The organism is Streptomyces sp. ATCC 21386 (assembly GCF_018728545.1).
Classification (GTDB): Bacteria; Actinomycetota; Actinomycetes; order Streptomycetales; family Streptomycetaceae; genus Streptomyces.
Window position 1 is genome coordinate 6,687,748 of record NZ_JAAVVL010000001.1, and the last position, 20,723, is coordinate 6,708,470.

Sequence of the window (20,723 nt, forward strand, 5' to 3'; positions counted from 1 at the left end):
CGGGGCCGCCGAAACCACAGGAGCCTTAGGGGCGGCAGGGGCGCCCGGCTCGTCGCGCGGCCGGCCGCGCTACCCGGTGACCGCGCCCGCCCCCGGCGGCATGTTGTACGGCGTCACCACCTGGATCGCCGACGGAAGGAACGGCCCCTCGTCGGGCAGGGCCTGGTGGGCGCGCATGATCACCTGGCAGGCGCGGCGGACGTCCTGGCGGAGGTCGTGGTGGAGCACGGCGGAGAGCCGGTGCTCGCGCAGCAGCCGGGTGTTGTCGTGGTCGAGGTCGTGGGCGACGAAGACGTGCGGCTCACGGCCGAGCGCGGCGAAGGCGTCGAGCGTCGCGGTATTGCCGCCGCCGATGGAGTAGACGGCGGCGATCCCCGGCTCCCGCTCCAGCGCGTCGAGGACGAGGTCCCGCTGGGTCGCGTCGAGGCCGTCGCTGTCGGTGACCTCCACCAGGGTCCGTCGCGGCGCTACCGCCCGCATCACCCCGCGGAACCCCATCTCGCGCTCCTCCTCGTTGCGGTAGAAGCTGCGGCTGAGCGTGACCAGCACGGCGCCCGGCCGGTCGCCGAGCCACTGCCGCAGCAGATACGCGGCGGTCGCCCCGGCGGCCCGGTTGTCTATGCCGACGTACGCGCCGCGCGGGCTGCTCGGCAGGTCGGTCACGAAGGTGACCACCGGGATCCCGGCCGCGACCAGACGTTCGACGGCGGCGGTGACCTCCGGTACGTCCGGCGCCTTGAGGATCACGCCCTGCGAGCCGCGCCGCCCGATCCGGTCGAGCACCCGCACCATCTCCGAGGCCGACCCCGTCTCCCGGAAGTGGAAACGGGAGCGCACGACCGCCGGGTGCAGGGACGGCAGCTCGGCCTCCAGCGCCTCACGGACCGCCGTGGAGAACCGGTCCGGGGTCTGCATCACGATGTCGACCATGAACGTACGGCCGCCGATGCGCACCTGCGTCCGCTGGCGGTCCAGGTCCCGCACGGCCTGGTGGACCTCACGGGCCGTGCTCTCGCGCACCCCTCCCCGGCCGTTGAGGACCCGGTCGACCGTGGCCTGGCTCAGCCCGGCCTGCCGGGCGATCTCACGGATCGTGTAGGGGTGCGCCATGGCGGGTGTCCTGGATCTCGATGGGCCGGCCGTGCATCGGAGCGGGGTCGGCGGTGAATCGGATGATGGGTTTTTGATGGTCTGCTGCGGGTTGTACGAGGGGCCCCGCGCCCCAAGACTGACAGAGGCGCGGGCGCCGTGAAAGGCCGAACGAAACCGAGGCGACCGGGACCGCCCCAGGTCCTGGCCCCTACCGCCTGAGCCGATCGAAAGGAAGCAACCCTCAGATGGCACTACTGGAGGACAAGGTCGTCCTCGTCAACGGCGGCAGCCAGGGCGTCGGCGCGGGCGTCGTCCGCGCGGCCCTGCGCGAGGGCGCGACCGTCGCGTTCACGGGCCGCCGCGCCGGGGTCGGCGAGCGGCTCGCCGCGGACACCGGCGCCGGCTTCGTCCGGGCCGACCTGACGGACCCCGCGCAGGTGCGCGGCGCCGTGGACCAGGTCGTCGCCACGCACGGCCGGGTCGACAGCCTCGTCAACGCGGCCGGCCTGGCCTCGCGCGGCTCGCTCCTCGACACCTCGCCCGAACTGTTCGACGCGCACATCGCGATCAACCTGCGCGCCCCGTTCTTCGCCATGCAGGCCGTGGTCCAGCACCTGGTGGCCCGCTCGGCTCCCGGCACGATCGTCAACATCGGCTCGAACTGCGCGCACGGCGGCCCGCCGTTCCTCGCCCCCTACTCCGCCGCGAAGGCCGGTCTCGCGGGCCTGACCCTCCCCCACGCTCGGCTTCGCTCGCGCGGGGGCACCCCCATCGCCGCCCACGCCCACCGCTGGGACCGGATCCGGATCAACGATCTCAACATCGGCTGGACGGAGACCGAGGGCGAGGACGCGATCCAGCGCGAGTTCCACGACGCGGGCGACGACTGGCGCGAGCGGGCCGCCGAGCGCCTGCCGATGGGCAAGCTCGGCCAGGTCGACGAGATCGCCGACTTCGTGGTCTTTCTCCTGTCCGACCGCAGCGGCGTGGTCACCGGCTCGGTGATCGACTGGGACCAGAACGTCCCGGGCGCCTCGGACTGACCCGCTCCCCACCCGCTCCCCACCTGCTTCCCACCCGCTCCCCCTGCTTCCCACCTGCTCCCCCTGCTTCCCACCTGTTTGATCTGCACTTTCGAAAGGGACACTCGTCATGCGCATTGGCATCCTGGGGCTGGGCCGCATCGGCGCCTTCCACGCCGGGACTCTCGCCGGACTCGACGTCGTGGAGGAGCTGGTGGTCTCCGACCCGGTGGCCGCCGCGGCGCTGGCGGCCGGCGAGAAGTTCGGCGCCACCGTGGTCGATTCGCCCGAGGCCGTGTTCGCCTCGGGGATCGACGGTGTCGTGATCACCGCCGCCACCGACGCGCACCCGGGGCTGATCCTGGCCGCCGTCGAGGCGGGCGTCCCGGTGTTCTGCGAGAAGCCGGTGGCGAAGACGGTCGAGGAGAGCCTGACCGTGCTGCGCGCCGTGCGCGAGAGCGGCATCGAGGCGCAGATCGGCTTCAACCGCCGCTTCGACGCGGGCTGCGTGGCCGCCCGCGAGGCCGTCCTCAGCGGTGAGCTGGGCACGCTGCACACCGTACGGTCGACCACCCTCGACCCCGCTCCGCCGCCGGCGGCCTATGTCGCGGTGTCGGGCGGCATCTTCCGCGACTGCGCGGTGCACGACTTCGACGTGGTGCGCTGGGTGACGGGCCGCGAGGTCGTCGAGGTGTACGCGACGGGCGGCAACAAGGGGGCGGAGTACATCAAGGAGGCGGGTGACGTCGACACGGCGTCCGCGCTCCTGACCTTCGACGACGGCACCATCGGCGTCATCTCCAACACCCGTCACAACGCCCGGGGGTACGACGTCCGTCTGGAGGTCCACGGCATGAAGGACAGCATCGCCGCCGGCCTCGACACCCAGCTCCCGCTGCGCTCCGCCGAGCCCGGGGTGACCTTCCCCTCCGGCGTCCCGCACACCTTCTTCATGGACCGCTTCGCCGGTGCCTACCGCGCCGAACTGACCGCGTTCACCGAGGTCGTCGCCGGCACCCGCACCTCGCCCTGCACGGTCGCGGACGCCCTGGAGGCCGGCTGGATCGCCGAGGCGGCGACCCTGTCGGTGGCCGAGCGCCGCCCGGTGCGGCTGGACGAGGTACGCAAGGAGGCCTGAGCAGCACCGGGACGCCCGGCACGCCCCCACCCGGCCCCAGGCATCCCCGGCGTCCGCACGGCACTTCCCCGGCGCCCCACCGCCCCCGCCTCCCGGCGACCCCGACCGCACCGGTCGGAGCGCCGGAGTGCGGGGGCGGATCTACGCTGGAAAGCGGCCGCTGGAAAGCAGCCGCTGGAATACAGCCCTGACGGGACGGCTGTCCGGACGGAGGCGTGTTGCGTGGAAATGGCCGACCAGCAGGATGCCCCCACTGCCGCCGTGGTGATCGACGCGGACGGCGTGGTGAGCGGCTGGAGCGAGGGAGCCACACTTCTGCTGGGCTGGACGGCGGCGGACACCGTCGGGCACCCTGTGGCCGAGCTGCTGGCCGATCCCGTACCGCCCGGCTTCCCGCAGGACCATGGCGTCGGCCCCGACCCCACGGGGTTCGTCCCCCTCCGTCACCGGGACGGTTCCACGCTGGACGCCGTGCTGGCGGTCCACCCCCTGCACGGCACCGACGGCCGGGCGCTGGGCCACGTCCTGACCATGCAACGCTGGGGGCGCCGCCCGGTGATCGCCGACCGGGCCTTCGAGCAGTGTCCCTTCGCGCTGGGTGTCTACGACCCTGACCTGCGGTTCCTGTGGATCAACGCCTCCTCAGGCCGGGTGATCGCGCACACCGAGGAGCAGGTGCTCGGCAAGAAGTACCGCGAGGTGCTGCCGGAGTTCGACCGCTCGCTGTTCCCCGAACGGGACGACAAGCCCTACACCGACGCGCTCGCCGAAGTGGCGAGGACGGGTGAGGCCACGCGTCTCATCACCGTCTTCCGCCCGCGCGGCAGTGACTACGCCAATGCCTGGGCCACCAGTATCTGGCCCGTCCGGGACGCCGAGGGCACGGTCCGCGCGGTCGCCAACTGGGGATTCGACATGAGCGCCGAGTACTGGGCCCGGCAGCGCCTGCTCCTCCTCAACGAGGCCAGCGGCGGAATCGGCCGGACACTCGACGTGATCGGCACGGCCGAGGAGCTGGCCAGGACCCCCGTACCGGGATTCGTCGATCACGTCACCGTGGACCTCTTCGACGAGGTACTGCGCGGGGAGGAGCCGCCCTCGCCACCCGTGTTCAGCCCCGGCGAGGCCCTCACGCTCAGCCGCGCGGCACAGCACAGCACGAGGGACGACGACTCCGCCCTCCCCGAGCCGCCCAAGCCGGTCAGCCACGCTGCCGGTTCCGTGGCCGCCCGCTGCATGGCCGCGGGCAGGTCCACGGTCGAGCTGACCGCACAGTCCGGGCAGGGCGGCGAATGGGCGTTCGGGCCGGGGCTCGCCGCCGACCCGGCCCACTGGCCGCCGGGCAACCCGGTGGTCGACGAGTCGCTCGCCGAGGACGGACTGACCGGCCGGATCACCGTGCCGCTCCGGGCCCGCGGCGCGCTGCTGGGCGTCGTCGTCTTCTCCCGCACCGACCGGCCCGAGGCCTTCACCGCCGACGACCTGATCCTCGCCGAGGAGCTGACGGCGAAGGCGGCCGTTGCCATCGACAACGCCCGCCGGTACTCACGCGAGCGCACCACCGCGCTGACCCTGCAGCGCAGTCTGCTGCCGCAGCGGCTGCCGAGCCAGGAGGCGGTCGAGGTGGCCTCCCGCTATCTGCCCGCCGGGACCGGCTCGGAGGTGGGCGGTGACTGGTTCGACGTCATTCCCCTGTCCGGCGCCCGTGTCGCCCTGGTCGTCGGCGATGTCGTGGGGCACGGCCTGCACGCGTCGGCCAGCATGGGCCGGCTGCGCACGGCGGTACGCACCCTCGCCGACGTGGACCTGCCGCCGGACGAGCTGCTCACCCATCTGGACGATCTGGTCCTGCACCTCGCCAGCGACCACCAGCCCGGCGGGCACTTCCAGCCGACCGGCGAGTCAGGGGCCACCTGTCTGTACGCCGTCTACGACCCGGTCTCGCGCCGTCTCACGGTGGCGAGCGCCGGCCATCCGCTGCCGCTGATCGTCTTCCCGGACGGCAGCAGCATGCCCGTACCGGCACAGCCGGGGCCGCCGCTCGGCATCGGCGGGCTGCCCTTCGAGGCGACCGAGGTGGAGGTCCCCGAGGGCAGTCTGCTCGCCCTGTACACCGACGGCCTGGTGGAGAGCCGCGAACGCGACGTGGACCAGCGGATCGCCGAGCTGCTGCGGGTCCTGCGGCCTTCCGCGACGTCACTGGAGACCCTCTGCGACACGGTGATGGACGCCATGCTCCTGCCCGATCGCCGTACCGACGACGCGGCCCTGCTGCTCGCTCGCACGCACGCGCTGGACCCCCACCATGTCGCCGACTGGGACGTCGAGGCCGACTTCGCGCAGGTGCAGCAGGCCCGCCAGGCGGCCGTCGACCAGGTGGAGGCGTGGGGTCTGGCCGAGGCGGCGTTCATCACCGAACTGGTCGTCAGCGAGCTGGTGACCAACGCCATCAGATACGGCGAGCCGCCGATCAGGCTGCGGCTGATCCGTGACGCCTCCCTGATCTGCGAGGTGTCCGACGGCAGCAACACCGCCCCCCATCTGCGCCGGGCCCGTGCCTTCGACGAGGGCGGCCGGGGCCTGTTGCTCGTCGCCCAGCTCACGCAGGGTTGGGGCACTCGGCACACCAGCGACGGAAAGACGATCTGGTGCGCGCAGACCCTCACCTCTCCGGAGCCATGACGAGGCCGAGCCGCGACGAGCACGGCCGCCATGACCACGAGCCGCCATGACCACGAGCCGCGACGAGCACGAGTCCGACCGGTCCTCGGCCGGGCACCGCCGTCTCAGGCGCTGGAGCGGACCACCAGGCGGGTGGGCAGGATCAGCGGGGTGGGGTCCTGCCCGTTGACGAGCGCGACGAGCATGCGGGCCATCTCGCGGCCGAGGGCCTCTATCGGCTGGTGGACGGTGGTGAGCGGCGGATCGGCGATCCGGGCCGCGGCCAGGTCGTCGAACCCGACCACGGCGACGTCGTCGGGGACCGGCCGCCCCGCCTCCCGCAGGGTGCGCAGCGCCCCCGCCCCCATGTTGTCGTTGGCGGCGAACACCGCGTCCACATCCGGGTGTTCCGCCAGCAGCGCGGCCATGACGGCGGCCCCGCCGGGCTCCGTGAAGTCACCCTCGTACGGCGGGAACGGTTCGCGCCCGGCGGCCAGCATCGCGTCCCGGTAGCCGCGGTACCGCGCGCGGCTCACCTCGGTGTCCAGCGGCCCGCAGATCACGGCCACCCGGTCGCGGCCCAGGGAGAGCAGGTACTCGGTGGCCTCGCGCGCTCCGCCCGTGTTGTCGACGTCCACGTACCAGCGCGGGGCCGAACCGACGGGGCGGCCGCCGAACACCACCGGCATCTCCGCCTCCTCGGCCGTCCGCGCCAGCGGATCGTTCTCGCGCAGCGCCATCAGCATGACGCCGTCGGCGCCCTTGCCGCGCAGCAGTTCCTCCACCCGTCTGCGGCCCCGGTCGGTCGCGGCCAGGCACAGCATCAGATGCAGGTCGGCCTCCTCCAGCGCGGCCGACGCCCCCACGATCACCTGGGCGAAGAAGGGATCCGCGAAGATCGACGGATCCTCTCCCGAGACGACCAGCGCGGCCGCTCCCGTCTGCCGTGTGGCCAACGCGCGGGCCGTCGGATTGGGCACGTAGCCGAGCTGCCGGACGGCCCGCTCGACGGCCTCGCGCTTGCCCCGGCTCACGTGCGGCGCGTTGTTGAGGGCGCGCGAGGCCACGGAGCGGGAGACGCCCGCGAGTTCTGCCACGGCGTCGAGCGTGGGCTGTCGACGCGGCGGATCGCCCGCCATGACCATGTGGACCCCTCCCCCTGGCCGAAAACTGGGAGCGCTTCCGGTCATAGGGACCGTAGAGCCTCGAACTCGCCCTGTACAGAGGGAGTTTCACGCTTCGACTCTTGACAGTTCTACCAGCCAGCCACACGATACCGACCACACCCCAAAGTTCTCAGCGCAACTGGGAGCGCTTCCAGTGGGAGCGCTCCCAACCCCTCCGGGCACGTCGAACCACCGCACTTCCCCCGTGCGTCGCACGCTCTGGACGAGAGCGTGCGACGCATCCCTGCCAGGAATTCCGAGGTGATGTCATGCGCCGCAGGCTCCGCGCCCTGATGGCAGCGCTCTGCTCGTTGCCGCTCGCGTTCGCCGCCGCTCCGTCCGCCCATGCCGCCGACCCGACCAGCATGACCAGCGGGTTCTATGTGGACCCCGACAACAGTGCGAAGCGGTGGGCCGCCGCCAACCCCGGTGACGGACGGGCGTCCGCGATCAACGCCTCCATCGCAAACACCCCGATGGCCCGCTGGTTCGGCTCCTGGAGCGGCTCGATCGGCACTGCCACGGGCTCGTTCACGGGCGCCGCGGACAGCCGGGACAAGCTGCCCATCCTCGTCGCGTACAACGTCTACAACCGCGACTACTGCGGCGGGCACTCCGCGGGCGGGGCCTCCTCGCCGTCCGCCTACGCGAGCTGGATCTCCCAGTTCGCCGGCGGTATCGGCAACCGTCCGGCCCTGGTGATCCTGGAGCCGGACTCCCTCGGGGACTACGGCTGCATGAACCAGGCGCAGATAGCCGAGCGCCAGAGCATGCTCAGCGGCGCCGTCTCCCAGTTCAACCGCCAGGCCCCCAACACCTGGGTGTACATGGACGCCGGCAACCCCGCCTGGACGGACGCCGCGACCATGGCCAAGCGGCTGCACGAGGCGGGCGTGCGGCAGGCCCACGGCTTCTCGCTGAACATCTCCAACTACCTCACCACGGGCGAGAACACCGCCTACGGCAACGCGGTGAACAGGGAGCTCAGTGCCCGCTACGGCTACACCAAGCCGTTCGTCGTGGACACCAGCCGCAACGGCAACGGCTCCAACGGCCAGTGGTGCAACCCCTCGGGCCGCCGCATCGGCCCCGCCACCCAGATGGGCGGCGGCGCCGAGATGCTGCTGTGGATCAAGGTGCCGGGCGAGTCGGACGGCAACTGCGGTGTCGGATCCGGCTCCTCGGCCGGTCAGTTCCTGCCCGAGGTCGCCTACAAGATGATCTACGGCTACTGACCACGGCCACCGCCCCACCGCTCCAGGACTCCCGTGGCCCGGTCCACTCGCCCCGCGACCGGGCCACGGGCTCGACGTCAGCCGGAAGGCCCCGCCGTCAGCCCGGCGGGGTCTCGACGTCAGCCCGCAGAGATCTCCTCCAGCTTCTCGAAGAAGAACTCGTGCTTCAGGAAGGAGACGTCGTACTCGTGGCCGGACCGGGGCGGCAGGAGCTGCGACGCCTGGAAGAGCCGCCACCCGTCGAGCAGCGCGTCGAGCCCCGTGGAGTAGGGCGGCTCGTCGCTGTCTCCCGCCGTCGGACGGGTCCGGCCGGTGCCGTCGTACCGGGACCAGCCGACGACCGGGGAGTCCAGTGCCGAGGTCGACAGATACAGGACCAGGACCTGTTGCCTCATGCGTGACTCCTCAGGGCGGGCCGGTTGCTGACGCGCGTGACCCAGTACTCGACGTCGAACGACTCGTCACCGGTCAGGGCCCGCCACAGCAGGACCCGGTTGTAGATCTCCAGTCGGCCGGTGGCCTGCTCGTACCACGGGAAGTGGGTGTCCAACTCCGCGGTGACGGCCGGATCGTGCAGGTCGCCGGTGTCCCACAGGCGGACCTGCGGCACGGTCGGGTTGAGGCGCAGTTTGTACATGAAGCGGCGGCGGTCGGTGTCGTTGCGCCGGCCGCCGTGCCAGATGCCGTGGTGCACGAGGACGACCGTGCCGGCCGGGCAGGTCAGCCGGGTCTGCCCCCGCAGGTTCTGGACGCGGCCGATGTCCGTCTCGTTGATCCGGCGCAGATGGCTGCCGGGCACGCTGAGGGTGCCGCCCATCTCGGCGGTCACCTCGTGCGGGTAGTACATGAGCTGGATGTCGAACGCGTCGGGCCGTACGTCGATGATCGCGTCCGCGTGGAGGTCCTGCGCGTGGCCCTCGTGGGGCTCGCGGACGTGCACGGCGTGGTGGTCGACGGTCGGTCCGGGCCCGACCAGACTCTCCACGGCACCGGCGACGACCGGCAGTTCGAGCAGTGCGTGGACGAAGGTGTCGGGCGGGAACGCCGCGCTCAGCGGGGTGCCGTACGGCACTCCCGGCAGGCCCTCGGCCAGCGCGGCGACGGCCCGTTCGTTGATGTCCGGCGGCACCACCCCGTCCAGGCGCAGGAATCCCTGCGCGACGAAGCGGGCCACCTGAACCGAGGTCAGGAGGTGCTTGCTGGTAGGCATACGACGAACCTACGGACCACACCCCGCTCTGCAGTGGGCTGAAATCTTCCTGTGGTGGTCCATTTTCGCGACCGGTGCGGCCGGTGGGTGCCCCCGAACGGGAGGCGCCCACCGCCGTGGACCACGCGGACTACGCGGTGGGGTCCGCCTGTCCGTGTCCCTGGTGGCCCTCGTGTCCCACGAACCCCACGAACCGCGACCACCCCGCCCGTCCGACCGCGAAGTGCGGCTGGGTCACGTCCTTGGAGTCACGTACGCACACGGCCTGTCCGGTGACGGCGACTTCGACGCAGCTGTCACCCTGGCTGCCGCTGTGGCTTGACTTGAACCACACCAGTTCCGTCGTGCTCATAGGTCCAGTTCCCCTCGGAGTCGCTCCAGCAGCGCCCGGGAATCCTTGGCATTCAGGGCCTGCGAGCGCAGTGTGTCATAGCGCTGGTGGAGCAGACTCACCTCTTTCGAGTCGGAGATCAGACGGCCGTTCTGCTGCCCCTCGGAGTACGCGAGCCGCTGCCCCTGCGGCGTCTCCAACAGCTGCACGGGCCCGTCGAGGCACGCGTGCAACCCGGCCTCCAACGGCACGATCTGGAGCGTCACATTGCGGGGCGTGCTCAGCTCCAGCGCATGGTCGAGCATCCCCCGCATCCGCGCGTCGTCCCCGAACCGCCGCCGGAACACATGCTCCTCGACGATGAAGCTGAACGGGGTCGTCGGCCTCTCGAACAGCATCCGCTGACGCTCCATCCGGCGGTCCATGAAGCTGTCCAGCTGGTCGTCCGGTGTCACCGGGACGGTCCCCTCGAAGACCGCCCGCGCGTAGTCCCGCGACTGCAACAGCCCGGGGACCAGCCTGCATTCGTACGTGCACAGGCTCACCGCGACCCGCTCCAGCCGGGCCCACTGGCGGAACCAGGCCGCCAGGCCCACGTCCCCCCGCCCCCGCGTCACATACTGTGACGACTTGCGCAATGCCCCGGTGTTCCCCAGCAGTTCGTCGGCCCGCCGTACGTAGTTCGCGTCCGGCATCCGGCGCCCCTGCTCCACCGATTCCACCGTGTGCCGGGAGAAGCGGACGAGATCCGCGAACTCCGCCCGGCTGTAGCCCGCGTGCTCGCGCAGCGCCTGTGTCACGGCGCCCCACGTCCGCAGACTGTCCGAGGGGTCGGGTTCGCGGTCCACCGCCGACCCCTCGTCGGCCGCTGCCTCGTCGTAGTCGTTGCCCATGCCGCCGCCCGTCATCCGCGGCCACCTCCGGTCTTCGTGCACTGTGGCCCCCATGCCCCGACGGCACCCAGCGTGACGGGAGGACGTGCGTACTGTCCACAGAATGTGCCCGTACGCTGACGCAGCGTACGGGCACAGGTGACGCTCACGCAGGTGGCCGCCCCCCGACGGTCACCGGCGCGAGGCCGTCAGGTGATGGGCGGCACGTCCTTGCAGTCGGGGACGCCCGCCAGCCAGGCCGGGCCCTTGATGTAGATGTTGGTGACCCACGCCCGGTAGTCCGGCAGGTAGGACCACGCGTCGTTCTCGTAGCCCTCCGCCTTCACCAGCTCCGCGTGCTTCTGGCAGTACACGCGGACGGTGGTCGAGTACGGGAAGGCGTAGACGCGGTCGGCCCCGAGGCTGGGCTGGGCCTTGGTCCAGACGCCGGTGCCCCACGTCTGGTGGATGTGGCCGGTGGGTTCGCCGGTGTTGACCCGGACGGCGCCGAAGTAGGTGCTGCCCAGCCGGACGTCGCTCACCATCAGCTTGGTGCCGGACTGCTTGGCCTCGACCATCTTGCCCGCGCCGAGGTAGATGGCGATGTGCTGCATGTCCTTGGAGTCCTTGCCGTAGGCGAGGAGATCGCCGGGCAGCAGCGGGGCGAGGCCCTGGGCTGCGGTGAAGCGGGCGGCGGCGCGGTGCGTGTAGAACTGCTGGCTGGCCACGCCGTTGAGGATGTCCCTGCCACCGGTGGCCTGGGCGTACGCGTACCGGACCAGGCCGGAGCAGTCGAACCCGCGCCGCTCGGGGTCGTGTTCGCTGGCGGGGTCGGTGGGGTCGACCTGCCCGTAGGTGGCCCCGGGTGTGGCCCCGTGGCCACCGCCCCAGGTGTACCAGGTGCCCGCGGCGACCTCGGCGCAGGCGGCGGCGATCGCCCGCTCGGCGGCGGCGGAGGCGCCGGACGCGAGGGGGCGGCAGTCGCCTGCGGCGGGGGCGGCGGGTGCCGCCGAGGCCGTGGACACCGGCGCCCAGAAGAGCAGCGCCATGAGGGCGATCAGTGTGCGGATGACATTGGTCCGGCTCACCATGCCGGAACCCCCGTTTCCTGTTGGTCTCGTCGGTCTCGTCGGTCTCGAACGAACTCGTGGTGGTCGGGCAGCAGCCTGGCCGACCACCACCCCGCTCGTCGAGATCCGGGTGTAGTCCGGTCCCACCGGGCAACGGGAAACACTTGGGAAACCCCTTCCGAGCAGGGTGGTTGCCGAACGGTACGCAGAGCCCTCGCGTGTCGCTCAGCCCCGCCCGCACGTCGGCGGGTCCGCCGGGACGGGAATCCCGGGCAGCAGTGCCGCGCGCTCCTCGGGGCCGATGTCGGCGCGCAACCGGCAGATGTCCGCCAGCCGGGCGCCGGGGTCGAGGTCCCACAGCCGTACGGTGCCGTCGGTGCTGCTGCTGGCCACGGTCCGCCCGTCGGGCGCGAAGTCCACGCCCCACACCGCGTTCGTATGACCGGTGAGCGTCGCCCACGGCCGCCGTCCGGCGACGTCCCACAGGCGTACCGTGCGGTCGTTGCCACTGCTGACGAGGGTGCGGCCGTCCGGGCTGAAGTCCACTCCGCGCACCGCGCCCGAGTGGCCGGTCAGCGCGGTCTCGAAGCGGCGGTGCCGGACGTCCCACAGGCGTACGGCCCCGTCGTTGCCACTGCTCGCGAGGGTGCCGCCGTCCGGGCTGAAGGCCACGCCCCGCACCGCGCCCGAGTGGCCGGTCAGCGCGGCGAGTTCGCGGCGTCCTGCGACGTCCCACAGCCGTACCGTCAGGTCGTCGCCGGCACCGGCGAGGGTGCGCCCGTCGGGGCTGAACGCGACATCGTTGACGAAGTCCTTGTGGCCGCCGAGAACGGCGAGCCGTCGGCGCTCCGCCACGTCCCACAGGCGCACCGTGTGGTCGGCGCCCGCCGACGCGAGGGTCCGTCCGTCGGGTGAGAAGGAGACGGAGAAGACCTGTCCGCTGTGTCCGGTCAGCTTCTTCAGCGCCTTGCGCTCCGCCACGTCCCACAGCCGGACCGTGCCGTCGGATCCGGCCGACGCGAGGGTTTGCCCGTCGGGCGAGAAGGCCACCGAGAACACGGTCTCGGTGTGCCCCTGAAGCTCAGCCACCAGGGCGTGCGTCCGCGCGTCCCACAGCCGAACGGTGTGGTCGGCGTCGGCCGTGGCCAGCAGTTTCCCGTCGGGGCTGTAGGCGGTCTGCCAGACCTCCGTGAACGGACGCGACGTCAGGACCGCCCCGCTCAGGTCCCACAGGACGGCGGACTGGTCGAACCCGGCCGTGGCCAGCAGGGCGCCGTCGGAGGTGACGGCCACCCCGAGGACGTAGTCGGTGTGTCCGGCGAGGACCAGGGTCTGCCGGCCGCTGCGCACGTCCCACAGCCGCGTCGTCCCGTCGCCGACCGCGCCGACGACCGTCTCCCCGTCCGGGGTGAAGGCGACGCCGTTGATGTCGTCGCTGCTGCCCGTGAACGTGTCGGTCAGCCGCCTGTCGTCGGCGTCCCACAGCCGTACCGTCCGGTCGACGCCGGCGGAGGCCACCGTGCTCCCGTCCGGCGAGAAGGCGACGCCCAGCACTTCGTCGGCGTGCCCGTCGAGGGCGTCGAGGAACCGGGGCCGGTCGGTGTCGTCGGTGTCCCAGAGCCGTACGGCCCGGTCCCCGCCGGCGGAGGCGAGCGTCCGCCCGTCGGGGGCGTACGCCAGCGCGTTGATGTGGCCCTTGTGCCCGGGGAGGGTCGCGGTGAGCCGGGGGCTGGGTCCGGTGCCCCACAGAAGTACGGTCCCGTCGGCGGCGGCGACCGCGAGTCCGCCGCCGCGCGGGTCGAAGGCGACGGCCCGCGCGCCCTTCGTGGCGTCGGAGAGCGTCGCCGTCCGCCGGTGCCCGGCGGTGCTCCACAGGGTCACGGGCCCGTCGGTGGACGTGATCGCGACCGTACGGCCGTCGGCGCCGAAGGCCACCGAGCGCACGCGTCCCGGAACCCGGAACCGGGCGAGGACGCGGTGGCCGTCGGCCGTGCTGCGCAGGACGACCGTGCCGTCGGAACTGGCCGTCGCGAGGCTGCGGTCGTCGGGCGCGAAGGCGACCGCGTTGACCGGGCCGCGGTGCCCGTCGATGCGGGCGGAGAAAGGCTGCGACTGGGTGCTGAGCAGGGCGCCGCGGGCCTCGGCGGTGGGGGCGGTCCGGTATGCCTGCTCCGCGAGGAGCATCGACGCTTCCGGGCGGCCCCCGGCGAGGGACACGGAGCGCGCGGCGAGGGCCTGGGAACGGGCGACGCGTTCCTGGTCGAGGGCACCCTCGCGCTGCTGGTAGGCGATTCCTCCGGCGGTGACGGCCAGGCCCAGCAGTACGGCGAGGGTGGCCAGCATGGACTGTCGCAGCCGTACCTGGCGTCTGACCTGTCTGCGGCGCCCGTCCTCCTCGGCCTGGCTGGCCCGCAGGAACGCCTCCTCGTCGGGGGCGAGCCTGCTCCAGCCGTCCGACTCCTCGGCCCACGCCGTCACGGTGTCGAGGCGGTTGCCCCGGTAGAGGGCGGACGGGTCGCGCCGCTCCCGCTCCCATTCACCGGCCGCGTGCGAGAGCTGCTGGTGCAGCAGGAGGCCCGCCCGGTCGGCATGGATCCAGCCGCGGAGCCGGGGCCAGGCGTGCAGCAGCGCCTCGTGGGTGATCTCGACGGTGTCGCTGTCCAGGGTGATGAGCCGGGCCCGGACGAAGGCGTCGAGCGCGGCGGCCGCCCCGTCCGCGTCGCCGAGCCGCGCCATCAGGGCGTCCCGGCTCATCCGGCGGCGGGTCGCTCCGGCCCCGTCCATGACGAGCACCAGCCGGGACAGGATGCGTCGGAGCGTCTTCTGCTCGGCGGGATACAGCCGCGCGAACACGTTCTCCGCGGTGCGGGCGACCGCGCCCTGGATTCCGCCTGCCCGTTCGTACCCGTCGACGGTCAGCGCGGAGTCGCGCCGCCGCTGCCAGGTGGCGAGCAGGGCGTGGGAGACGAGGGGGAGCGCGCCGGAAGGTGTCTCGTCGGAGCCGACCGCGGCACCACCGCCGGGGCCCGTGTCCGGGTCGTCGCGGAGTCCCGCGTCCCGTAACAGCAGCGGGACCAGGCCGGGTTCGAGGGTGAGGCCCGCGAGCTCCGCCGGGCGGGTGACGGACTCCCGTAGTTCCGCCACGGTCATCGGGGAGAGGACGAACAGTCCGTCGGTGAGGACGGGGGCGAGCTCGGGCAGGCCCAGACAGCTGCCGGTGAAGTCGGCGCGGACACCGAGGACCACGACGGCGGGCGGGTGCGGACTCGTCGTCGGCCGGGAGGTGGCGAGGGCGCACAGCACCCGGACGAAGGAGCGGCGTTCGCCCTCGTCCGCGCAGAGCGTGAACAGTTCCTCGAACTGGTCGACGATCAGGACCGGTCGGGCCGGTGGGGGCCGTCGCTCCCCCGGGGCCGGTGGCGAGGCGTCCGCCCCGGCCCGTACGGCGCCGAGCAGGGCGTCCGGGTCGTCCCGTACCTCGTCGGCGGTGACCCCGAGGTCGCTGCCCAGCACCTTCGCGGTGCGTTCCAGGAGTTCGTCCAGGGGGCGCGCTGTGGGGGTGAGCTGGACCACCGGCCAGCGGTCGGCGCCCGGCATGGGGAGGTCGCCGCGCCTGAGCGCGGGGACGAGACCGGCGTTGAGCAGGGACGACTTGCCCGCGCCGGACGGGGCGGCGAGCAACAGCGGTCCGCTGCCCACCCGTTCGAAGACCCGTTCCACCAGTGCGGCGGTGGCCTGCTCGCGGCCGAAGAACCACTCCCCGTCCTCAGGGGTGAACGCCGACAGGCCGCGGTAGGGGCAGGTCTCGGCGGGCTGGTGCGCGGCGGCGTCGGGCCCCGGGTCGCCGTCGTCGCGCGGCGGCGCCTGCCGCACCAGTCGCAGCAACTCCCCGTCGGCGCCCAGCACTTGGTCGCACAGCCGGGCGACATCGACGGTCGGCCGCTTGGCGCCGGTCTCGATCTTGCTGAGGTAGCCCTTGCTGTAGTGGGTCCGGCGGGCGAGATCGGTGAGCGACATTCCGCGTTCCTGCCGGAGCCGCCGCAGTTGTGCCGGGAAGGACAGCGTGGTCGGCGCGTCCCGGTCCCGTCCGTGGTGAGGGTCTGTCTGCTGTCCGTGCAGCGGGTCCCCCAAGGTGTCCCCCAAGGCAGTGCGGCCGTGAGACGGCGGAAACCCATGTTACTGCCGGGTCGGCGGGGGCGGCCAAGCCTTTCACCCGGAGTGGCGAAAACGCCGACGTCCGGAACCGCGGGCAGCCGGTTCCGGACGTCGTCAGGCGGACGCTCTCCGTGGCACTACGGGCGGAGGACGATCGAGTTGATGGGCGTGAGGTTGCGGTAGAAGGCGTGCCCCGCCGGGATGGTCTCGATGCAGTCGCCGCCGTTGTACTGCTTGCACAGGTCCGCGAGGGCGCCGCCGTACTGGTTGTTGTAGACCCAGTGGTACCCGACCTGGTTGCTCAGGTTGTGGGCCTTGTAGCTGTAGTACACGTTGGTCGGGTGCGGGTTGTCGCGCGGTTCGACGCCCTGGCCGTAGATGCAGACCGCGCCGTACGGGCAGCCGTCCCAGGTGTCCGCCGGCTTGGCCTCGGCCGAGCCGCTGAGCGCCACCATCGCGGCCACGGACGTCAGGAACGCGGCGGCGCCGCGGAACATGTTGCGCATGTTTCCCCCTTGCTGGTTCTCGCTGTTGCCGGGTCTCACTGTTGCCGGGTCTCCCTGGCCGTTGACTCCGAAGTCAGGATCGCCATCCCCTGCACCGGGATCGACGGGTTTCCTGTTGCCCGCCGGGAGTGCGGGTGGGAAACACGGTGTGACCAGGGGCGTTTCGGGACGGGAGGCAACCCCCGGAGGGTGGTCCATCAGGGCGCGGGGAGAGACACAGCAGCGCCACAGGGACGGAATCACCCTTCGCAGAAACTCCTGCGCGATCCATTGACGTGCACATACCCCCCTCTTATCTTCTGACCGAAGTTCCGCACGATGTGCGACATATCGAACAAAACAACATCCTCACGCCTCAGGGCAGTTCACGCAGAAATGGGACGAGCGTTGAACAGAACCCTCAGGGCGGTCCTCGCCCTCCTCACCTCGGTGGCCGCCCTCCTGGGGCTCACCACCGCCTTCGCCGGCGCGGCCGGAGCCGCCCACCCGTCGGCGGGGCAGGCGACGCGGTACACCATGACCGCGTTCACCAACAGCAGCGAGTCGAACATGTACGTCTACGACTCGCCGGACGCGACCGGCTTCACCCTGCGGAAGGGCCCGGCGTACACCCCGCCCTCGGGCCTCATCCGCGACCCCAGCATCTTCAAGCACACGGACGGCTTCTACTACCTCACGTACACCACCAACTGGACCGGGAACACGATCGGTTTCGCCCGCAGCACCGACCGGCTGAACTGGTCGTTCCTGTACAACTACACGATCCCGGTCACGGGGCTGACCCGCACCTGGGCACCCGAGTGGTTCATCGACACCGACGGCAGCGTCAACATCATCGTGTCCCTGACGTCGGCGAGCACCGCCACCCACTTCACCGCCTACAAGATCACGGCGACCAACTCCGCGCTGACCACGTGGTCCGCGCCCACCCAGCTGTCCGGCATCGGCCCGAACTACATCGACACCTTCATCGTCAAGGTCGGCTCCACGTACCACGCGTTCACCAAGAACGAGACGACGAAGTACATCGAGTACGCCACCGCCTCCAGCCTCACCGGCCCGTACACCATACGGAAGACGGGCAACTGGGCCGGGTTCGGCGACTGGGTCGAGGGCCCGGCCCTGGTCCCGCTCGACAACGGGGGCTGGCGCATCTACTACGACGGCTACAGCGCCGGGAAGTACTGGTACAGCGACAGCTACGACAACTTCGCCACCTGGTCCACGCCCACCGAGGTGCCCGGGCTGACCGGCTTCATACGCCACGCCACCGTGCTGAAGGAGACAGTCTCCGGCGGCGTCACCCTGCCCACCAACACCACCAGGTCACTGCAGTCGGTCAACTTCCCCGGCCGGTACGCCGCAGTGCGCTCCGACAGCCTCGGCTACATCGACCCGGTGACGTCCTCCAGCACGACCGCCGTCAAGCAGAGCGCGACCTTCACGGTCGTGCCCGGCCTCGCGGACGCCAACTGCTACTCCTTCCGCGACTCCTCGGGCCGCTATCTGCGGCACTGGGACTTCCGGCTCCGCTTCGACACGAACAACGGCACGACCGTGTTCGCCAAGGACGCCACGTACTGCGCCCGTCCGGGCACGACCTCCGGCTCCGTGCGCCTGGAGTCGTACAACTACCCGGGCCGCTACATCCGCCACTACAACTACGAACTGCGCGTGGAGACCTACCAGGCCACGGACACCTTCCGAGCCGACAGCAGCTTCACAGCGGTGAGCCCCTGGGCCTGACGGCGAAGATTCCCCGCGCCCCGAAAGGGGCGCGGGGAACTGCGCGAGAAGCCCCCACCGGACGGACGTGTGGGGGTCGAAGGGGCGCAGCCCTTTCAGGATGGGACGGGTAGGGGCGGCGGGGGCGAGAAAGACTCACCCCCGCCCTCCCCCTAACCCACCGCCACAGCCCCCGGCGCCGCCGCATACCCGGCAGGCCGCGCCGTGAACGTCCCCCGCCCCTGCGTCCGGCTCCGCAACCGCGTCGCGTAACCGAACAGCTCGGCGAGCGGTACGACCGCCGTGACGACCACAGAGCCGCCCCGGGGCGCGGAGTCCGTGACCCGGCCGCGCCGAGCCGCCAGATCCCCGAGCACCCCACCCACGGCATCCGCGGGCACGGTCACCGTGACATCGGCGACAGGCTCCAGCAGCCCCATCACCGCCACCCGCAGGGCCTCCCGCAGCGCGAGTCGCCCGGCCGTACGGAACGCCATCTCCGAGGAGTCCTTGGAGTGGGTCGCCCCGTCGGTCAGGGTGACGATCAGCCCTGTCACCAGGTGACCACCGAGCGGCCCCTCGGCGAGCGCGTCACGGCAGCCGGCCTCGACCGCGCGCACGTACTCCTGCGGCACCCGCCCGCCCACGACGGTCGAACGGAAGACGAAGCCCGTGGCGGCACCGTCACCGTCGGCCTCCGAGGGCGGCAGAGGCGCCACGTCCAGCACGACATGCGCGAACTGCCCGGCTCCGCCGTCCTGTTTGACGTGCCGGAAGACCAGCCCCGACACCCCACGCACGACCGTCTCGCGACAGGCCACGCGTGGCCGACCGACGGCCACCTCCAGCCCATGGGCCTGCCGGATCTTCTCCACCGCCACCTCCAGATGCAGTTCGCCCATGCCGGACAACAGCGTCTGCCCGGTCTCGGGGTCGGTCCGCACCACGAGCGAGGGGTCCTCCTCGGCGAGCCGTGCGAGGGCCGTGGCGAGCCGGTCGGTGTCGGTGCTCCGGCGGGCCTCGACGGCCACCGACACCACCGGTTCGGCGACGGACGGCGGTTCGAGGAGCAGCGGCGCCGCCGGATCGCACAGCGTCGTCCCCGCACGGGCGGACTTCAGCCCGACCACCGCGACGATGTCGCCGGCCACGGCCCGCTCCAGTTCGGCGTGCCGGTCGGCCTGGACCCGCAGGATCCGGCCGATCCGCTCGGTGCGCCGCGTCCCCGCGTCCAGCACGGTGTCCCCCTTCCGGATCGTGCCCGAGTAGAGCCTCACGTACGTCAACCGTCCCGTGGCCGTGGCGCTCACCTTGAACGCCAGGGCCGCGACCGGCGCCTCTGCCTCGGCGGCCCGCTCCTGCTCCGTACCGTCGTGCGTGCCGCGTACGGCGGGCACGTCGAGCGGCGACGGCAGGTACGCCACCACCGCGTCGAGCAGGGTTTCGATGCCACGGTTGCGGTAGGCGGAGCCGCAGAGCACGACCACGCCCTCGCCCGTGCGGGTGAGGTCGCGCAGGGCCGCGGCGAGCGTCCCCGCGGAGAGTGTGCCCCGTTCGCAGAACTCCTCCAGCGCCGTCGGATGCAGTTCGGCCACGGCCTCCTCCAGCCGCCGCCGTCGCCGTCCGGCCTCGTCCTTGAGGTCGTCGGGAACCGGCCCCTCCTCGGCCGTCTCGGATCCGTCCGCCCACACCAGCGCCCGCATACGCAGCAGATCCACCACACCGACGAACGAGTCCTCCGTACCGATCGGTGCCTGCACCACCAGCGGGACCGGGTGGAGCCGCTGCCGGATCGACTCGACGGCCGTGTCCAGGTCGGCGCCCGCGCGGTCCAGCTTGTTGACGAAGGCGATGCGCGGTACGCCGTGCCGGTCGGCCTGCCGCCACACCGACTCGCTCTGCGGCTCGACGCCCGCGACCGCGTCGAACACCGCGATCGCGCCGTCGAGCACCCTGAGCGAACGTTCCACCTCGTCGGCGAAGTCGACGTGGCCGGGGGTGTCGATCAGGTTGATCCGATGCCCGTCCCAGGCGCAGCTGACGGCCGCCGCGAAGATGGTGATGCCCCGGTCGCGCTCCTGCGGATCGAAGTCGGTGACGGTCGTCCCGTCGTGGACCTCGCCCCGCTTGTGCGTGGTTCCGGTGGCGTACAGGAACCGCTCGGTGACGGTGGTCTTGCCGGCGTCGACATGGGCGAGGATGCCCAGATTCCGCACGGCGGTCAGGGGGTTGGCGATGTTGTTGACGGTGCTGCGCATGGCCCGTGGCCTTTCAGCTGAGCTGTTTCAGGGCAGCGCGATTCCCGTGCGTGGGCGCCGTGCGATGACGTCAGGCGTACGTCACGGGTTCCGGTACCGGCCGCGCAGCGGGCACCGGACGGACGAGGACACGAGGATCACCTCGTGCAGGGAACGGGGAACGACGACAGCGGTACGGTCACGCACGGCCGGGCTCCCCTCTGCGTCTACTGATCACTCGTCATGAAGAGCGCGCCGCAGGTTCGTGCGACGCGCGCTGTGCGGCGAGTCTAGGGAAGCCGG

The 20,723-nt window shown here is 71.8% G+C and carries 15 protein-coding genes; 5 read left to right on the forward strand and 10 right to left on the reverse strand.

Translation table 11 applies throughout. The features are described 5' to 3' along the window. Window positions 1-69 precede the first annotated feature (69 nt). A complete protein-coding gene (locus GWK25_RS28710) occupies window positions 70-1,110 on the reverse strand; it encodes a LacI family DNA-binding transcriptional regulator (RefSeq protein WP_215454305.1) in 1,041 nt (346 codons plus the stop codon). 227 nt (window positions 1,111-1,337) lie between these two features. Here GWK25_RS28710 and GWK25_RS28715 point away from each other — a divergent pair, with 227 nt between their 5' ends. The 3 genes from GWK25_RS28715 to GWK25_RS28725 all read left to right on the forward strand — a co-directional run bounded on the left by GWK25_RS28715 (window position 1,338) and on the right by GWK25_RS28725 (window position 5,934). Then, window positions 1,338-2,135: an SDR family oxidoreductase gene (locus tag GWK25_RS28715; RefSeq protein ID WP_215454306.1), complete on the forward strand. Its 798-nt coding sequence runs from the start codon at window positions 1,338-1,340 to the stop codon at window positions 2,133-2,135. A 109-nt stretch (window positions 2,136-2,244) separates the two neighbouring features. Further along, the gene (locus GWK25_RS28720) at window positions 2,245-3,252 is read left to right on the forward strand and encodes a Gfo/Idh/MocA family oxidoreductase (RefSeq protein ID WP_215454307.1); all 1,008 of its coding nucleotides are present in this window, start codon (window positions 2,245-2,247) and stop codon (window positions 3,250-3,252) included. A gap of 228 nt (window positions 3,253-3,480) precedes the next feature. Next, window positions 3,481-5,934: a SpoIIE family protein phosphatase gene (locus GWK25_RS28725; protein ID WP_251830295.1), complete on the forward strand. Its 2,454-nt coding sequence runs from the start codon at window positions 3,481-3,483 to the stop codon at window positions 5,932-5,934. A gap of 104 nt (window positions 5,935-6,038) precedes the next feature. Here the strand turns inward: GWK25_RS28725 and GWK25_RS28730 are convergent, their stop codons facing one another. Beyond that, a complete protein-coding gene (locus tag GWK25_RS28730) occupies window positions 6,039-7,052 on the reverse strand; it encodes a LacI family DNA-binding transcriptional regulator (RefSeq protein ID WP_215457663.1) in 1,014 nt (337 codons plus the stop codon). Window positions 7,053-7,348: 296 nt separating this feature from the next. Between GWK25_RS28730 and GWK25_RS28735 the strand changes: the two genes are divergently transcribed. Continuing rightward, window positions 7,349-8,314: a glycoside hydrolase family 6 protein gene (locus tag GWK25_RS28735; RefSeq protein ID WP_215454309.1), complete on the forward strand. Its 966-nt coding sequence runs from the start codon at window positions 7,349-7,351 to the stop codon at window positions 8,312-8,314. Window positions 8,315-8,433: 119 nt separating this feature from the next. On the opposite strand, the gene GWK25_RS28740 is transcribed toward GWK25_RS28735, so the two are convergent. The 7 genes from GWK25_RS28740 to GWK25_RS28770 all read right to left on the reverse strand — a co-directional run bounded on the left by GWK25_RS28740 (window position 8,434) and on the right by GWK25_RS28770 (window position 16,458). Continuing rightward, window positions 8,434-8,709: a hypothetical protein gene (locus tag GWK25_RS28740; protein WP_215454310.1), complete on the reverse strand. Its 276-nt coding sequence runs from the start codon at window positions 8,707-8,709 to the stop codon at window positions 8,434-8,436. After that, window positions 8,706-9,524 carry a phytanoyl-CoA dioxygenase family protein gene (locus GWK25_RS28745; protein WP_215454311.1) on the reverse strand — a complete coding sequence of 273 codons (819 nt, stop codon included), beginning with the start codon at window positions 9,522-9,524 and terminating at the stop codon, window positions 8,706-8,708. Before GWK25_RS28745 ends, GWK25_RS28740 begins: the two co-directional genes overlap by 4 nt. Window positions 9,525-9,654: 130 nt before the next feature. Beyond that, window positions 9,655-9,876 carry a DUF397 domain-containing protein gene (locus tag GWK25_RS28750; protein ID WP_215454312.1) on the reverse strand — a complete coding sequence of 74 codons (222 nt, stop codon included), beginning with the start codon at window positions 9,874-9,876 and terminating at the stop codon, window positions 9,655-9,657. Further along, window positions 9,873-10,763, reverse strand: coding sequence for a helix-turn-helix transcriptional regulator (locus GWK25_RS28755; RefSeq protein WP_215454313.1), 891 nt, complete (start codon window positions 10,761-10,763; stop codon window positions 9,873-9,875). The genes GWK25_RS28750 and GWK25_RS28755 overlap by 4 nt, the downstream gene beginning before the upstream one ends. Window positions 10,764-10,936: 173 nt before the next feature. Continuing rightward, window positions 10,937-11,818 carry a C40 family peptidase gene (locus tag GWK25_RS44355; RefSeq protein ID WP_215454314.1) on the reverse strand — a complete coding sequence of 294 codons (882 nt, stop codon included), beginning with the start codon at window positions 11,816-11,818 and terminating at the stop codon, window positions 10,937-10,939. Window positions 11,819-12,022: 204 nt separating this feature from the next. Then, window positions 12,023-15,814 carry a helix-turn-helix domain-containing protein gene (locus GWK25_RS28765; protein WP_251829077.1) on the reverse strand — a complete coding sequence of 1,264 codons (3,792 nt, stop codon included), beginning with the start codon at window positions 15,812-15,814 and terminating at the stop codon, window positions 12,023-12,025. Between the two features lie 275 nt (window positions 15,815-16,089). After that, the gene (locus tag GWK25_RS28770; protein WP_230213706.1) at window positions 16,090-16,458 is read right to left on the reverse strand and encodes a hypothetical protein; all 369 of its coding nucleotides are present in this window, start codon (window positions 16,456-16,458) and stop codon (window positions 16,090-16,092) included. 387 nt (window positions 16,459-16,845) lie between these two features. Here GWK25_RS28770 and GWK25_RS28775 point away from each other — a divergent pair, with 387 nt between their 5' ends. Next, on the forward strand, window positions 16,846-18,204 hold the full coding sequence (locus tag GWK25_RS28775; protein ID WP_215454316.1) for a glycoside hydrolase family 43 protein: 1,359 nt from the start codon (window positions 16,846-16,848) through the stop codon (window positions 18,202-18,204). A 152-nt stretch (window positions 18,205-18,356) separates the two neighbouring features. On the opposite strand, the gene fusA is transcribed toward GWK25_RS28775, so the two are convergent. Further along, window positions 18,357-20,441, reverse strand: coding sequence for an elongation factor G (fusA, locus tag GWK25_RS28780; RefSeq protein ID WP_215454317.1), 2,085 nt, complete (start codon window positions 20,439-20,441; stop codon window positions 18,357-18,359). Window positions 20,442-20,723: the final 282 nt, after the last annotated feature.

Coding starts and splice junctions, on each gene's coding strand:
- GWK25_RS28710 (WP_215454305.1), bottom strand. CDS start 1,110: ATGGCGCACCCCTACACGATCCGTGAGATCGCCCGGCAGGCCGGGCTG.
- GWK25_RS28715 (WP_215454306.1), top strand. CDS start 1,338: ATGGCACTACTGGAGGACAAGGTCGTCCTCGTCAACGGCGGCAGCCAG.
- GWK25_RS28720 (WP_215454307.1), top strand. CDS start 2,245: ATGCGCATTGGCATCCTGGGGCTGGGCCGCATCGGCGCCTTCCACGCC.
- GWK25_RS28725 (WP_251830295.1), top strand. CDS start 3,481: ATGGCCGACCAGCAGGATGCCCCCACTGCCGCCGTGGTGATCGACGCG.
- GWK25_RS28730 (WP_215457663.1), bottom strand. CDS start 7,052: ATGGCGGGCGATCCGCCGCGTCGACAGCCCACGCTCGACGCCGTGGCA.
- GWK25_RS28735 (WP_215454309.1), top strand. CDS start 7,349: ATGCGCCGCAGGCTCCGCGCCCTGATGGCAGCGCTCTGCTCGTTGCCG.
- GWK25_RS28740 (WP_215454310.1), bottom strand. CDS start 8,709: ATGAGGCAACAGGTCCTGGTCCTGTATCTGTCGACCTCGGCACTGGAC.
- GWK25_RS28745 (WP_215454311.1), bottom strand. CDS start 9,524: ATGCCTACCAGCAAGCACCTCCTGACCTCGGTTCAGGTGGCCCGCTTC.
- GWK25_RS28750 (WP_215454312.1), bottom strand. CDS start 9,876: ATGAGCACGACGGAACTGGTGTGGTTCAAGTCAAGCCACAGCGGCAGC.
- GWK25_RS28755 (WP_215454313.1), bottom strand. CDS start 10,763: ATGACGGGCGGCGGCATGGGCAACGACTACGACGAGGCAGCGGCCGAC.
- GWK25_RS44355 (WP_215454314.1), bottom strand. CDS start 11,818: ATGGTGAGCCGGACCAATGTCATCCGCACACTGATCGCCCTCATGGCG.
- GWK25_RS28765 (WP_251829077.1), bottom strand. CDS start 15,814: ATGTCGCTCACCGATCTCGCCCGCCGGACCCACTACAGCAAGGGCTAC.
- GWK25_RS28770 (WP_230213706.1), bottom strand. CDS start 16,458: ATGCGCAACATGTTCCGCGGCGCCGCCGCGTTCCTGACGTCCGTGGCC.
- fusA (WP_215454317.1), bottom strand. CDS start 20,441: ATGCGCAGCACCGTCAACAACATCGCCAACCCCCTGACCGCCGTGCGG.